This window comes from Roseimicrobium sp. ORNL1 (assembly GCF_011044495.1).
In the GTDB taxonomy this organism is placed as follows: domain Bacteria; phylum Verrucomicrobiota; class Verrucomicrobiia; order Verrucomicrobiales; family Verrucomicrobiaceae; genus Roseimicrobium.
On record NZ_CP049143.1, the window covers coordinates 5860764 to 5875124 of the forward strand.

Consider the following 14361-nt stretch of genomic DNA (forward strand, 5'->3'; position numbering starts at 1 on the left):
GGCAGCTCAACGTAGAGGGCTTCTCCAGAAGCCTTTCATGGTTGTGTCTCCATCGGGGAGCATTGAATGTCGTAAGGACGTTCAAAGGCTTCTGGAGAAGCCTTCTACTTTGTGAAGCTACTCCTGCACGTACAGCAGCAGGCGATCATGCACGAGCAGGCAAAGGTCTGCCCGACCGTCTCCGTTCAAGTCCGTGGCGATGTAGTCATGCGGTTCCGCATCGAACCCGGTCTTGCCACGATAGTGCGGATCCGCCTGGAAGATGCGGAAGAACAGGAAGCTCTGCCAGTCATGACGTTCGGCGTCCTTCGAGCGGAAAAACTCCGCCACGCGGCTCTGCTGCGTATCCAGCAGCATGAGGTCATCCGCCTCACCTCCGGTGAACTTTGCAGCCACCAAATCCGCGGGCTTGGTATCCTTCAGTTCAGTGGTGAAGCTGGCGATGCTTTCCAGCTTGAGCGTACGCCCTTCGAGCGGCAGCACGTCAAACGTCTGCTTGCCCAGAAGGAGAAGACGAAGTTCACCGTCTTTGCCCAACACCCGAACATCCTCCAACGTGGATGCGTGAATCTTGCGTGAGCGCTTCACACGGTAGACACCATCGGCATCGCTGGCGAGTTCGTGAAGCTGGCGGGAGGCGTTGTCGAAGAGCAACACTCTCTTCCCGCCCCCTGACTTCACCGGCAGCATGACGGCACAAGAGAGTTGTGCACTGGAGTCGGGCGCATTAAATTGCTCCACGACCTTCGCCCTGCCTGAAGCATCAATCTTGATAGCACGGGCCAGTTGCTCCTTAGCAGCGATGAGCTCCAGCTTTCCATCGCCATCAATGTCCGCTTGGGAGAGTGCCACGGGTTGCAGACGGCTGGTCAGATTGTCCGGCAGTCCCTCCACCTTCTTGAAGGGCGCCTTGGCATCCGCGCGACTCAAATGAATCTGCGTGTTGGCCAGTGTCGCGAAGACAGCCACATCACCCCGCCCATCCTGATCCGCATCCAGGATGCGCAGAGCTCCCGGCTTTGCGAGAAGTCCCGGGATCTCCAGTGTGGATGGCGTCAGCTTCTTGTCCTTCGCGTTCCAGGAGAGGCTCACCAGAGTATTCTTTGGCTTGGACTCGCGTGCGCAGAGCACCACGTTTTCCTTCCCATCAGCAAGGCGGCCCGTCGTCATGGCCGAAAGGGCATCTTCGCTTTCGTAAACCGTGTCCGGGTAGGAAAGTCGACCTTTCTCGGCGTCCCAGCGCGCGATGGCAATGTTCTTCTCAGCAGGGCTGAGAATCACCAATTCGGTTTTCCCATCACCGTCCACATCGGCGAGGCTCATGGACTCGACACCGCTGAGCGAGGGATATTCCTTTCCTTCATCAAATCCGCCATCCGCCATACCGGCGAAAAGCCACACGCGGGCTCTTTTTGGCTCGGCAAGGATCGCATCATCCAGACCATCTCCGGTGATGTCACCGAACACGGCAGCACCGGCCTTCGAATCCGAGGGCGGTATGGCGTGGCGCACGGAAGCCGCGCGATCCGCATCCGCCACGGTGGCGGCGGCCAATCGGGCGATTTCCACCAGACCCGTGCCAGCCTGCAACCAGCCCAGCGCGATCTCCTTGCCCAAGTGCACCGGGCTCACCCAGCTCTCTCCCGCGGGAATCTCGAGCCTCCACTCTTCACCGAATCCGCCATCCCTGGACTGCAGCCTCACGAGTAAGGCATCCGCTTCTTCCGAAGTGCAGAAGAGATCCGCGCGCCCATCACCATTCACATCCGCCGCCCGCAGACCCGCACAACCTTCCTGGGTAAGCGCATAGTTCCGCGGTTCCTGCCAGGTACCCTTCTCGCCTTGCAGGCACACCACCAGCCTCGTCTTGGTGAGCAGGGCGAGGTCCGTGCGTTTGTCCCCGTTCAGATCCACCGCCAGCAGCGAGTCCGCATCGTACGCGACGGAGTCGAGGATGAATTCCTTCTTCTGTGTCCAGTCAGCGACGTCCTTGCCCTGGGTACGCAGCACAAGGCGTTTCCCATCCGTGGTGTATGCCACATCCGCGCGACCGTCGCCATTCCAGTCACCCACGACCAGAGCGTACATGGACTCTCCGGTGACCAGCGCCTCCTTCCGGAAACGCGAAACTTCGAGCACTGGATTCCAGATGTCCCGTCGTGAACTCGGTGCGGCGGCAGCCTCCTTCACGCCTTCCTTGGTTTGCAGGAGAAATTCCACGCGTGACCGGTCGAGGTTCAGCACGGCCAGGTCTTGGAGACCATCTCCGTCAAAGTCCGCGACGCGTGGGCAGCGCGTATTCCAGTCGAGCTTCACCACTTCCGGTCCGGTGAAGCGCACCGTGGGTAGCGCAGGCTCGGACGCCGGCGACGAAGCCACGATCAATCCACCGATCGTTAAGAGGATTGCTCGCCGGCAGGACACCAGACGTCCTGCCGGAGCACCGGAGAAAGAGAAGTCGATCATGCGCGTAGCGCTCGCTGCAGACATGCGGTTCTATTTCTTCTCCGCCGGCTGGGAGATATAGATGATCTGGGTCGCATCCGGATGGGAGTACACTGCGGAAGCACCGACGCCGAAGTAACGATCAAAAACCTCATCCGGTGGCGAGGCAGCGGGGTCGAAGAAGCCTTCATCCGCATCTTCAGAATCCTCACCCCCTTCTTCCTTCGCATCCGTGGCGTCTGGCTTGGACTTGGGTCCCTTCGGTCCTTTCTTCTCTGACTTCGCGGCAGCATTGCCATGGGGCACCATTGCCTGGGCGCCGGCCATGGTGGTGAGCACGGTGCGCAGGATGGCGCTGCTGTTGCTCACCCCCAGAGCGGTGAATCCGCCGGGCAGGGCGGCGAGCGCCGCCTGGGATTGGGGTTGGTCCCACAGGCTGGTGCCTGCGGGGCTGTTCTTCAGCCGGCCCAGCACCTTGTGCAGCAAGTCCGGTGCGCCCTGCGCCAGGAAGACATATTCGTCCGTGACGGTATAGGCGAATTTGAAGCCCTGCTCGCCACTCCCCTGCTGACCACTGAAAGCAGGCTTCATGACGAAGATTTTGTGTCCCTCGTAGTCGCTCTCCTCAAAGGCACCGAAGCCATTTCCGACGAGCTTCCACAAAGCGTCGAACGAAGACTGGAATCGCGCGGGATTCTTCAGCTTGAAGGCAGTCACCTGATTCGGCGTGGGAAGCGCGCCAGCGGCGGTCGGGGTCGTCTTTGAGATCTCCAGGTACAAGTCGTCCATGCTGCCGAGGAGGTCATTGCGAATGCTGATGCCTGCCTCCTTTTCGAGGGCACCAATCTGACCAGTGGCCATGAGGGCCATGGGCCCCAGCTTGTTGACCGCCTTCAAGATGGAGTCATAGATCTCGCCCGGGCTGGTGCGGGTCACGGTGCCAGAGTCCACGTCCGCAGGGAAGAAGGCCGGCTGCGGCACCTCGGTGCTCGTACCACGGATCAAGGCAGGGAACAGACCCTGCGGTTTTTCATCATGGAACAGGACCAGTTCACCACGAGCCTGCTTATCATTCAGGTCGATGCAAGCAGCGGTGGCGTGGAGTTCTTTGAGACCCAGCGCATCATAGACATGCTGCGGCATCAGAGGGGAAGGCTTTTCTTTCGCCAGCTCATCAAAGTGTGTCTTGGCCATATCGAAGACGGAATCGAGGTGCCCATAAACGGTGATGTCTGCGGTCGCGCCGCGAAGCTCGGCCAGCCTGGCAAAGTGGGCTGCGGCAGGATTTTGCCCCTGTGCGGCTTTGACACGGGAGATCATCTCGGTCACGAGATCCTCATCGGATGCCTCAATGACCAGACCATCCACCACGGCCCAGGCCTCAATCCACCAAGCGTCCTCCTCCTTGTCCTCTGAAATGTAGCTGACCTCGACACCATCAATCTCTTTGGTCTTGAGGACGGCATCGGGATACTCATCACCCTTATAGGCATCGAGTTGCTTGGCCTTGGCTGCGGCAAATTCCGTTTCCTTGCCCTTGATGTCGCTGACGGACACGTGGCGTGTTTCCTCAGAATCAAAATCCTCGACATTCTCCACGACGAATCCAGCGGCAGAGGCGCCGGGATAGATGGTCAACGCCTCACGGAAGGTGGTGCCGGTCTTCTTGTTGAAGAACTTGTCCCATGACGACTCACCGTCCTTGTACAGGGGGGCCATCCAGCGTTTCACGGCCTCGTCTTCCATGAAGCGGCCTGCATCACTGCTGTCCCAGTCCTTTACCAGTTCCTGGGTGTCCTTGAGGCCGATGATGACCACGGCGCTCTCGGGAAGGAGCTTCACCAAGTCCTCAATCTTGCTCGCGGCCTGCGCAGCGGTGCTGGCTGCAAGGAAGGCACCGGCCAGCAGGGCCTGGCGGAAGTTGTGTAGAAATGAAAGTCGCATGGATCTTAGGGTTGATTCTTTGGAGAGGTCTCGCTGGTGGCTTCCGCCTTGGGCTTCTCCGAGGAGACTGGCGGCAGGTATCGGAAGCCGTGATTGGGATTGCGTGCGTCGAAGGCGAAAGCCTCGCGGTTCTTCAAGAAAAGCTTCATCAGGCTGGCGGGAATGGCGAATCCCACGCCTTCAATACCGGTGGCAGCCAGCTTCATGTTCGTGACCCCCACCACTTCCCCCTTCGCGTTGAAAAGCGGCCCACCGGAATTCCCCGGATTGATCTGCGTGGTGGTCTGGATGTACCAGCGGCCCGCGCTCTCCCGCGCACGGACACTCACGATCCCTTGTGAGACGGTGCGCTCCAGTCCCAGCGGACTGCCGATGGCGAACACATGCTCCCCCTGGGCAATGGTGTCCGATTCCCCCAGCACGACGTGTGGGATGTCCTTTGCGGCCTCGTCATCGATTTGCAATAGTGCCAAGTCGAGGAAGCCGTTCATGGCGACAATCTTCACCTTGGAATAGGTTTCCTTTTCAATGCCGGTGGGTTTTTGCCGGTACACCACCACCCGAATCTCCTGCTCCCCGGCGATGACGTGCTGGTTCGTCACCACGTGGCCGAGCGAGTTGATGACGAATCCAGATCCCAGGCCCGTAGCCGTCTGGATTTGCACCACGCCCTCAGACACCCTCTTCACGTTCTCCTCCACCGCCATGGCGCTGCGGTCCACCTCGGTATAAAAGATGTCCTCGGAACGCTGGCGGTTCGCATCCGCCGGCTTGGCCTCTGTGGCCTGTTCGTCCTGCTTTACTTCGGCGACTTCATTGCGAGGGATTGTCAAAATGGTGAAGCCAAGATCCAGGACCAGCGCGTCCGCTCGCTCTTTCAGGAGTTCACCCTTGACCTCTGCACCATTCTTTAGCCTGACGCTGGCCGGAGTGACGGCTGATCCGGGCGCTGCACTGAGCGCCACAAGTGCAAGGCTAAGCAATACCTGACGCATGACGGGCAGGATGTTAGCGGGGCCCGCTGGCAGCACCACTTATTTTTGCCGGGTGCTCACACAATCCCGAGCACCTTGTCCATCCGACGCGCCACATCGGTGAGGTAGTCCCAGTCCCCGCCAGCCACCTCAGCGGCGGCCCAGCCGGTGTAATTGATCTTCTGAAGCTCGTCCCGCACCGCCGGCCAGTTGATGCTGCCTTCGCCAATCGGCTTCTTGAATCCGGCCCCCATGCCTTCTTTCATGGCCACGCTGAGGTCGTACTCCTTGATGTCGAGCTTTCCGATGTGCTTGCCAATCACTTGAATCCAGTGCTCGGCAACACCCCAGCGCATCACATTACCCACGTCATAGTGCACGCCCACGAAGGGATGGTTAATCTCCTCCACATAGCGCTGCATATCCAGCGGGCTGATGAGGAAGCTGGCCCAGACATTTTCAATGAGGACCTTGATGCCCTGCTTCTCACCATGCGGTCCGGCGGCCTTGATCTTCGCCTGGGATTCCTTCCAATTATCCCACCAGGTCTTTTTCTGGTCATATCCCGTGGTGACGAGCACGCTGTCGCCGCCCAGTTTCTTCGCGAGATCGATCACCGCATTGAGATCTGGTTCGCCAGCGCCAACGACGCAATCGATCACCAATCCACTATCCTTGCTCGCGGCCAGCCAGGCATCGGCGTCCTTCACATGCTTGAAGCTGGGCTCCACACCATCATAACCACAGGCCTTCAGTTTGCGAAAAGTCTCCGGCAACGGCAGGGACTGGTCCTTCACCATGCCCCACTTCAGGCACTTGCGTATCTTGCCCTTGAAGGGGGCAGTCTGACCCTGAACCGGCAAGGCCAGGGCTGCGGCGGCGGAAGCAGCAGTAGTGAGAAGGGAGCGGCGTGTCATGCGATCTCCAACGGGGGAACATTCGGAATCCTTTGCCGGGGAAAGATGATATGTGCGCTCAAAGGTGACGTTTTGCCCTTTGCCCTATGAGATTGTCGCTCCCGCTCCTCCTTTTGTGCGCCATGTCGTTTTCGGCAGTGCTCCACGGCCAGGCTGTTCCTTGGAAATGGCAGGATGCCCTGGTGCCGGAGGTCGGCATCGATCTCGATGCAGCGCAGGTGATTCATGTCACCTCACTCGCCTCCCGGGGCAAAGGGACACTGCGCGATTCTATCAAGGTGCCAGGCCCGAAGATCATCGTGTTCGATATCGCCGGTGTGATCGACCTCGAGATGAAAAGCATCGAGATCAAGGAGCCTCAGACATACATTGCCGGGCAGACGGCTCCAGCACCAGGCATCACGTTGATTAAGGGCGGGCTGAGTATCGAGGCCAATCAAGTGGTGGTGCAGCATCTGCATGTGCGTCCCGGTGATGCCGGACAGCCGAAGAAGAGCGGCTGGCAACCGGACGGCATCACCACCAGTGGAGGGCCCGCGGAGGTGTGGATCGATCACTGCTCCGTCACCTGGAGCCTGGATGAAGGCATCTCCGCCAGCACCTACAAATCGCCCACGGGTGAGCCCGCCCAGCGCATCTTCATTCGCAACTGCATCATCGCGGAAAGCCTCAACGACGCCACGCATGACGAGGGACCGCACTCGAAAGGCACGCTGGTGCTTGATGGCACGAAGAACGTGGCCATCGTGGGCAACCTCTACTCCAGCAACGTGGAGCGCAATCCCGTCTTCAAGCTGGATACCTCCGGCGTGGTGGTGAACAACGTCATCGCCAATCCGGGCCAGCGCGCTATCCACGCCTCCGTACCCGCGGCGGAGACGGCGAACCTTCCCAAAGCCAAAATCGCCGTGGTGGGAAATGTGGTCTTCTTCGGAGAGAAATCGAAGCGCAGCGCCCGGGCCATCTTCGAGGGCACGGCGGATGGCTACTTCAAGGACAACGAGGGCTACGATTGGTTCGGCCAGCCGCTGGACTTGCTCCGTGCGCCCTTCCCTACCCTGGAGCAGCCACCCGTCTGGCCGGAGGGTCTGAAACCCACCGGCACCACGGCGGCCATCTGGCAGGTCACGCGCTTCGCGGGAGCGAGACCCGCGGAGCGTGATTATATCGACCGCCGCATTGTGGAACAGGCCTTCGGCGGCACCGCTCGCGTCATCGACAGCCAGGAGGAAGTCGGCGGCTATCCCAAGATAGAGCCCATCACGCGCGTGGCCGAAGTGCCGGAGAAGAAACGCCTGGCCTGGCTGGAGAAGCTGGCGGCCGAGGTGACTTACGGACCCGACGGGAAACCAAAGCCGCGGCCAACCACGCCGTGAGGTTAAGATTCACTGCTTGCGCGGTTCTGCTCCGCCACGCACAGTGCCTCACATGAGCACGCACAGTCAGAAGACAGGCGTCTGTGCCATCACGGGAAAGACGGTGCCGCTGCACCAGCTTGTTCCGCTGGGAGCGGTACGGCCCCAGATAGGACAGGAACTGCTGAGCAGGCATCCTGACCTTTCGCCAGCCTCGCTCGTCTCGACCTCGGTGATCAATGATGCCCGTCTGGATCATGTGCGTGCTTTACTCGCGAGCCAGCTCGGAGAGCTCACTCATCTGGACGAGAGTGTGTTGAAAAGCCTGCACCAGCACGAACTGCTGAGCCAGAGACCGGCGGATGTGGACGCTGCGTCGACCACCTTTGGCCAGCGCATGGCAGATGGCATTGCGACTTTCGGTGGAAGCTGGGCCTTCATCCTCACCTTCGGCGGATTTCTTTTGCTGTGGATCGCCGTGAATGTCCTTGTGCTCGCCGCGCGACCCTTCGATCCCTATCCTTTCATCCTGCTGAATCTCATCCTCTCCTGCATTGCTGCCTTCCAGGCGCCGGTGATCATGATGAGCCAGAATCGTCAGGAAGCCCGAGATCGCCTGCGTGCTGAGAACGACTACAAGGTGAACCTGAAAGCGGAGTTGGAGATCCGGCACTTGCACGAGAAGATGGACTTCCTGCTGCATCAGCATTCGGCGAAGCTCCTGGAAATTCAGCAAATCCAGCTCGACCTCATGCGGGAGGCGGCAGGGCGCCGTGAAAATCGTGGGGAGAAGGGAACCTAACCGCGCACGTCTTGCCCTTGAAAGACGGAGCACAGTCACTACGATTGGCATATAGCACCATGAAGCTCCGGCACCTGCTTGCCTGCCTCTCCCTGCTGGTGGGAATCGCCTCCCTGGCAGCGGTTGCCTACATCACCTGGCGAAATATCGCCCACGGAGATGGCATGATCTTGTGGCTCTATCTCATCCTGCTTCTGGCGGGAATCCCGCTCACGATCACCTGGTGGAAGGATCTGGTCGCCACAGAGTGGGCGGTGATTGTCGCCTTCATACTCGCTTCGTCGTTGGTATTCACCGGCTTTGTCATGCACGACGGCTTCATGGAACATGGAGACGCCTGGCACGCCTTTAAGGCGGATAAGATCCGCCCACAAGTTTCCGCCATGACGACGGAGGAATACTTCAAGAACTTGCCACCGCCCCAGCCGATTTGGCCCAAGGTATCCGCTTATTTTCTGTTTTTCTTTTGGGGTCCGGCGTTCGTGATATTTATCTACAAAGGCAGCCTGTTCTGCCTGCGATCGCTACGCCGCCGGCCACCCGCGATTATATCTCAATGAAGTCCGCCACGAATTCATTCGCCGGCTTGTCACGCAGGCTGTTCGGCGTGCCGATCTGCTGAATCTCGCCTTCGTTCAGCACCACGACGCGATCCGCGAGTTCAAAGGCTTCATCCTGATCATGGGTGACGAAAAGGCTGGTGAGCTTGGTCTCGTCGTGAAACTTGCGCAGCCAGCGACGCAACTCCTTGCGCACCTTCGCATCAAGCGCACCGAAGGGTTCGTCCAACAGAAGCACGCGAGGGTTGACGGCGAGGGCACGTGCCAGCGCCACACGCTGACGCTGGCCACCCGAGAGCTGGGCAGGGTAGCGGCGGCCCAGTTCCGGCATCTGGATACGCTCCAGCAATTCCTTCACAGTTTCCTTGATGTCGGATCGCGAAGGCCGCTCTGAGCGCTTCATGACCTTCAGGCCAAACGCGATGTTCTGCTCGACCGTCATGTGGTTGAAGAGCGCGTAGTGCTGGAACACAAAACCGGCGCGGCGCTCATAGGCCGTGCGCCAGGTGACGTCGTCGCCCTGGAAGCGAATGCCGCCAGAACCTTCGTCGGCAAACTCGAGGCCCGCGATGATGCGCAGCAAGGTGGTCTTTCCAGAACCGCTGGGGCCAAGCAAAGCCACCAACTCACCAGTCTCCACCTCGAGCGAGACGTCCTTCAGGGCATTGTAGCGTCCGAAGGTTTTGCGGATGTGATTGACTTGAATGCTCATGTGGTGGCAGTGGCTTTACGGTTCGTGAAGGTTTTCAAAAGGAGTGTGACAAGCGCCAGCAGGGCGAGAAGCGAGGCGCAGGCAAAGGCGGGGACCATCTGGTACTCGTTGTAGAGTACCTCGACGTGGAGGGGCAGCGTGTTCGTCTGATTGCGAATGTGGCCGGACACCACGGAGACCGCGCCGAACTCACCCATGCTGCGCGCATTGCAGAGGATGATGCCGTACAGCAGGCCCCACTTGATCTTCGGGAGCGTGACACGCCAGAACATCTGCCAGCCATTGGCGCCAAGGGTCATGGCAGCCTCCTCCTCCTTGTGTCCCTGGGACTCCATCTGCGGAGTCAACACTCGAGCGACGAAGGGGAAGGTCACGAAGATGGTGCTCAGCACGATGCCGGGCAGGGCAAAGATGATCTTGATGCCGTGCTCACGCAGCGAAGGACCAAACAAGCCCTGGGCACCAAAGAGCAGGATGAAGATCAACCCGGAAATCACCGGCGACACCCACAGGGGAAGCTCGATGAGTGTGCCAAGGAAGCGTTTCCCCTTGAAGCGGAAGTGCGCCACGCACCACGCAGCGGCAATGCCAAAGATGGTATTCAGCGGCACCGCGATGGCAGCCACTTTCAAGGTGAGCCAGATCGCATGCGAAGCGGCGCGGTCATCAAACGCCTTGAGATAAGCCGCCCATCCCTTGCGGAAAGCCTCCTGAAACACCACCCACAGGGGCAGCAGGAACATGGCGCCCATGAAGGCGACCACCAGGAGGATGACGGTCCAGCGAAGGAACCACGGCTCAGCCGTGGCGCGCAGCACCGGTGATGGCGCGCGGCGTCTTGCAGAACGAACGGGAAGGTCAGCGATAGCACCCATGGAACAAAGTTTTCAGCTGGAAGAGGTCAGGTTTGGGAAGGCGTGTGGATGCGCTACTGGGCGGTGCGGCGTTCATGCCAATTGATGAATCGATTGGAAACCACCAGGATGACGAATGAAGCGAAGAGCATGAGCAGGCCAATCGTGGTGGCGCCCGCGTAGTCATACTGCTCCAGGCGGGTCACGATGAGCAGCGGCGCAATCTCCGTCTTGAAGGGAAGGTTCCCTGAGATGAACACCACGGAACCGTACTCACCCACCCCACGTCCGAAGGAGAGAGCCATGCCAGCCAGAGTGGAAGGCAAGATGGCGGGCAGGATCACGCGGGTGAGCGTCTGCCAGCGGGTGGCGCCGAGACAGGCGGCCGCTTCTTCCGGCTCCAGTGAAAGGTCCGCAATCACCGGCTGCACCGTGCGCACCACGAAGGGGAAGCCCACAAAGATGAGCGCCAGGGTGATGCCACTCGGGGTGAAAGCGATCCTGAGGTCGTATTCAAACAGCTTGAGGGCGAATTCATTCAGCGGCTTTCCAACAAGCCCATTGATTGAATAGAGCGTCACCAACGCGATGCCTGCCACCGCGGTCGGCAGTGCGAACGGCAAATCGACCATGGCATCGAGAAGTCGCTTTCCTGGAAAGCGATACCGCTCCAGCACCCACGCCGTGAGCACACCGAAGACTCCGTTCACCAGCGTCGCAGCAAGCGCCGTGCCGAAGCTGAGCTTCAGTGAACCGAGCACACGCTCATCCGTGGCCGTCTTCCAGAAGGCCTCCCATCCACCCGTGCTGCTCTTCCAGACGAGAGCAGAGAGCGGGATGAGGACAATCAGGGTGAGATACAGAAGTGTGAATCCAAGAGTGAGCTTGAATCCGGGGAGCACATGGCGGCGGTGTCGGGACATTGGCTATTGGCAAAGACTAGAGATTCGGTGCGTAGGCCTGCAGGCGGCGGTATTCACTGAGGATGGTTTTCACGGCGGCGACGGTGGCTTGCACCTGCAGTTCCATGCGGATGTAGTCGGGAGTTTCGAAGACGATCTCCAGCGCATGCGGACGCTGCTCCGGAGGAGCGCTCAGCACACCGAAGTAGCCTTCAGTGATGATGCCGCGCTCGGCGGCGAATCCATCGATATAAGGCGAAGGATTGCGCGGGATGATCTTGTCGGCGGCGTCGAGCGCGGGCTCGAGGATCTGCTGGCTGAGCAAGGCCCCGCTGGCGAAGCCATAGATGCCGGCAGACTCGTCATCCGTGTGGAGCGAGATGAGGCCGTCATACGATTCACGGCGAATTTCACCTTCGAGATAGGCCACTTCAGGTTGCGAAGAGCCCACCCAGAACTCGCGATTCAGATCGTAGCCGCCCATGGAGTGGCGCGTACCCACCGCACGGCCGGTGGGATTGCACACGGGATAGAAGTGCAGCTCAAAGTCCTGCAACTCTTCCGGCAAAGTCAGCGCCCAGTCCGCCAGCTCATGGGAGGCTAGGATGCCGGCCTCCTCATCTCCGTGCATGCCACCGAAGACGCCGAACTTCCACGTGGCCTTCCCTTCGCGGGGAGGGCACACAATCTTCGGGATGAAGATGGATTCCGGCGCGTTGCGACGGCGCGCGGAGCTGCGTTCAAGACGGGCGTCTTCTGGCAAGAGCTTGAGAGCGGAGTTCATGTTGGCTTACTTAGGCGGCAGTTTTCAGTCGGGCTTCATCGGCAAGGGCGGTCGAGAGGTAGCGTTCGCCCGTGCTGCAGCCCACGGTGACAATCAGCTTGCCCTCGCTGTCTGCGCGGGCTGCCACTTGCAATGCGGCCCAGACATTCGCTCCGGTGGAAATGCCCACGAGCAGGCCTTCTTCCAAGGCCAGGCGTTGGGCGGTGGCGATGGCGTCTTCATTCGACACGGTAATCACCTCATCGATGATGGCGGTGTTGAGATTGCCAGGAACGAATCCGGCGCCGGTGCCCTGAATCTTGTGCGGTCCAGGAGTGAGCGGCTCGCCCTTCAAGGTCTGCGAAATGACCGGCGATGCCGCAGGCTCCACCGCTATCGACTTGAGCGAAGGCTTACGCTCCTTGATGACCTCGCTCACGCCGGTGATGGTGCCACCCGTGCCGACTGCGGATACAAAGACATCGATGGCGCCATAGGAGTCCGCCCAGATTTCTTCCGCTGTGGTCTTGCGATGCACCTCGGGGTTGGCGGGATTTTCAAACTGTTGGGGAACCCATGAGTTCGGGATGCTGGCGTGCAGCTCATTCGCCTTGGCAATTGCGCCCTTCATGCCCTGTGCAGCAGGAGTCAGCACGAGTTCCGCGCCCAGCAACGCAAGCAGCGTGCGGCGCTCCAGGCTCATGCTCTCCGGCATGGTAAGAATAAGACGGTATCCACGAGAGGCGGCGACAAACGCCAGCGCAATTCCGGTGTTGCCCGAGGTGGGCTCAATGATGGTGGTGCCGGGCTTCAGACGACCGAACTCTTCCGCGGCCTCAATCATCGCGCGGCCGATGCGATCCTTCACACTACCCAGTGGATTCTTGAACTCGGCCTTCAGCGCGATGGTGCCGGGCAGACCAGCGGCAATGCGGTTCAGCTTGATGAGCGGCGTGCCGCCGACAGCTTCGACAATGTTCGGATGAAATGACATGAGTCTGCGTGTGGGAATATTTCTGGGGGAAGTTGGGGCTGCCGCACCCGCGGCAGCCCCGTTTTCGCTTCACTCAACCATGGCCCTGCTAACTACTGAAAAACTGACTACTGGAAGGGACCCCTTAGTTCTGGGGCTTGTAGATCTGGTCGAAGGTGCCGCCCTCGGCGAAGTGGGTCTTCGCAGCCTTGGCCCAGCCACCGAACGCCTGGTCGATGGTGAAGAGCTCAATCTTGGGGAAGACGCTGGCGTACTTGGCGGCGGCCTTCTCGTCAGTGGGACGGTAGAAGTGCTTGCCAGCGAGGTCCTGGCCTTCATCCGAGTAGAGGTACTCGAGGTAGGCCTTGGCCACTTCGGTGGTGCCCTTCTTCGCAGCATTCTTTTCCACGAGCGCCACGGTGGGCTGCGCGAGGATGCTCAGGGAAGGCACGACGATTTCAAAGGTGTCCTTGCCGAATTCCTTCTGGGCAAGGAAGGCTTCATTCTCCCAGGAGATGAAGACATCACCCAGACCGCGCTGCACGAACGTGGTGGTGGAACCACGGGCACCCGAGTCGAGCACCGGCACATTCTTGTAGAGCTTGGCCACGAATTCCTTCGCCTTGTCTTCGCTGCCGTACTTGCGCTTGGCGAACTCGAAGGCGGCGAGGAAGTTCCACTGGGCGCCGCCGGAGGTCTTCGGGTTCGGAGTGATCACGGCCACACCTTCCTTGGTGAGGTCATCCCAGTCCTTGATGCCCTTGGGATTGCCCTTGCGCACCAGGAACACGATCGTGGAGGTGTACGGAGCGGAGTCCTTCGGCAGCTTGGTCTGCCAATCAGCGGGGAGCAGTCCAGCCTTCTCAGAGATGGCGGTCACGTCGTTGGCGAGCGCGAGCGTCACCACGTCAGCTTCGAGACCGTCGATGACGGAGCGAGCCTGCTTGCCGGAGCCACCATGCGACTGATCGACGGTGATTTCCTTGCCGGTCTTTTCCTTCCAATGCTTGATGAAGGCGGCATTGTAATCCACGTAGAATTCACGCGTGGGGTCGTAGGAGACGTTGAGCAGAGTCTGGGCAGAGGCGGCCTCGGAACCGAGGACACTGGCGCCTGCGAGCGCGAGAAGGGATTTCAGGAAGGTTCTGCTTTTCATGATG

The 14361-nt window shown here is 59.9% G+C and carries 12 protein-coding genes and 1 pseudogene; 3 read left to right on the plus strand and 10 right to left on the minus strand.

Features of this window, described 5'->3' with window-relative positions; all coding sequences use genetic code 11:
* Nucleotides 1-117 precede the first annotated feature (117 nt).
* The 4 genes from G5S37_RS23570 to G5S37_RS23585 all read right to left on the minus strand — a co-directional run bounded on the left by G5S37_RS23570 (nt 118) and on the right by G5S37_RS23585 (nt 6280).
* On the minus strand, nt 118-2466 hold the full coding sequence (locus tag G5S37_RS23570; RefSeq protein ID WP_165207284.1) for a VCBS repeat-containing protein: 2349 nt from the start codon (nt 2464-2466) through the stop codon (nt 118-120).
* 30 nt (nt 2467-2496) lie between these two features.
* On the minus strand, nt 2497-4389 hold the full coding sequence (locus G5S37_RS23575; RefSeq protein WP_165207286.1) for a hypothetical protein: 1893 nt from the start codon (nt 4387-4389) through the stop codon (nt 2497-2499).
* Nucleotides 4390-4394: 5 nt separating this feature from the next.
* Nucleotides 4395-5222 (minus strand): trypsin-like peptidase domain-containing protein, encoded by an 828-nt coding sequence (locus G5S37_RS23580; protein ID WP_240914700.1) that lies wholly within the window; start codon nt 5220-5222, stop codon nt 4395-4397.
* Between the two features lie 218 nt (nt 5223-5440).
* Nucleotides 5441-6280, minus strand: a complete 840-nt coding sequence (locus G5S37_RS23585) for a sugar phosphate isomerase/epimerase family protein (protein WP_165207288.1) — start codon at nt 6278-6280, stop codon at nt 5441-5443.
* Nucleotides 6281-6402: 122 nt separating this feature from the next.
* Here G5S37_RS23585 and G5S37_RS23590 point away from each other — a divergent pair, with 122 nt between their 5' ends.
* The 3 genes from G5S37_RS23590 to G5S37_RS23600 are packed head-to-tail and all read left to right on the plus strand — an operon-like array spanning nt 6403 to nt 8997.
* Entirely contained in the window at nt 6403-7656 is a 1254-nt protein-coding gene (locus G5S37_RS23590) for a right-handed parallel beta-helix repeat-containing protein (RefSeq protein ID WP_165207290.1), read from the plus strand.
* 52 nt (nt 7657-7708) lie between these two features.
* Nucleotides 7709-8437: a DUF1003 domain-containing protein gene (locus tag G5S37_RS23595; protein WP_165207292.1), complete on the plus strand. Its 729-nt coding sequence runs from the start codon at nt 7709-7711 to the stop codon at nt 8435-8437.
* A 59-nt stretch (nt 8438-8496) separates the two neighbouring features.
* Complete coding sequence (locus G5S37_RS23600; protein WP_165207294.1) at nt 8497-8997, plus strand: hypothetical protein; 501 nt, start codon at nt 8497-8499, stop codon at nt 8995-8997.
* On the opposite strand, the pseudogene cysA reads toward G5S37_RS23600, so the two are convergent.
* From cysA to G5S37_RS23630, 6 genes and pseudogenes are all read right to left on the minus strand, one after another.
* Nucleotides 8993-9709, minus strand: a pseudogene (gene cysA, locus G5S37_RS23605) (sulfate ABC transporter ATP-binding protein); the annotation flags it as partial. The gene G5S37_RS23600 and the pseudogene cysA sit on opposite strands and share 5 nt — an antisense overlap.
* Nucleotides 9706-10584: a sulfate ABC transporter permease subunit CysW gene (cysW, locus tag G5S37_RS23610; protein WP_165207298.1), complete on the minus strand. Its 879-nt coding sequence runs from the start codon at nt 10582-10584 to the stop codon at nt 9706-9708. The pseudogene cysA and the gene cysW, both read right to left, overlap by 4 nt.
* Before the next feature lie 53 nt (nt 10585-10637).
* Nucleotides 10638-11486, minus strand: a complete 849-nt coding sequence (cysT, locus tag G5S37_RS23615; RefSeq protein WP_165207300.1) for a sulfate ABC transporter permease subunit CysT — start codon at nt 11484-11486, stop codon at nt 10638-10640.
* Between the two features lie 16 nt (nt 11487-11502).
* A complete protein-coding gene (locus tag G5S37_RS23620; RefSeq protein ID WP_165207302.1) occupies nt 11503-12249 on the minus strand; it encodes a M14 family metallocarboxypeptidase in 747 nt (248 codons plus the stop codon).
* A 10-nt stretch (nt 12250-12259) separates the two neighbouring features.
* Entirely contained in the window at nt 12260-13222 is a 963-nt protein-coding gene (cysK, locus tag G5S37_RS23625) for a cysteine synthase A (protein ID WP_165207304.1), read from the minus strand.
* A gap of 124 nt (nt 13223-13346) precedes the next feature.
* Nucleotides 13347-14357, minus strand: coding sequence for a sulfate ABC transporter substrate-binding protein (locus G5S37_RS23630; RefSeq protein ID WP_165207306.1), 1011 nt, complete (start codon nt 14355-14357; stop codon nt 13347-13349).
* Nucleotides 14358-14361: the final 4 nt, after the last annotated feature.

Coding starts and splice junctions, on each gene's coding strand:
- G5S37_RS23570 (WP_165207284.1), bottom strand. CDS start 2,466: ATGATCGACTTCTCTTTCTCCGGTGCTCCGGCAGGACGTCTGGTGTCC.
- G5S37_RS23630 (WP_165207306.1), bottom strand. CDS start 14,357: ATGAAAAGCAGAACCTTCCTGAAATCCCTTCTCGCGCTCGCAGGCGCC.
- G5S37_RS23595 (WP_165207292.1), top strand. CDS start 7,709: ATGAGCACGCACAGTCAGAAGACAGGCGTCTGTGCCATCACGGGAAAG.
- G5S37_RS23600 (WP_165207294.1), top strand. CDS start 8,497: ATGAAGCTCCGGCACCTGCTTGCCTGCCTCTCCCTGCTGGTGGGAATC.
- G5S37_RS23585 (WP_165207288.1), bottom strand. CDS start 6,280: ATGACACGCCGCTCCCTTCTCACTACTGCTGCTTCCGCCGCCGCAGCC.
- cysW (WP_165207298.1), bottom strand. CDS start 10,584: ATGGGTGCTATCGCTGACCTTCCCGTTCGTTCTGCAAGACGCCGCGCG.
- cysT (WP_165207300.1), bottom strand. CDS start 11,486: ATGTCCCGACACCGCCGCCATGTGCTCCCCGGATTCAAGCTCACTCTT.
- G5S37_RS23590 (WP_165207290.1), top strand. CDS start 6,403: ATGTCGTTTTCGGCAGTGCTCCACGGCCAGGCTGTTCCTTGGAAATGG.
- G5S37_RS23620 (WP_165207302.1), bottom strand. CDS start 12,249: ATGAACTCCGCTCTCAAGCTCTTGCCAGAAGACGCCCGTCTTGAACGC.
- cysK (WP_165207304.1), bottom strand. CDS start 13,222: ATGTCATTTCATCCGAACATTGTCGAAGCTGTCGGCGGCACGCCGCTC.
- G5S37_RS23575 (WP_165207286.1), bottom strand. CDS start 4,389: ATGCGACTTTCATTTCTACACAACTTCCGCCAGGCCCTGCTGGCCGGT.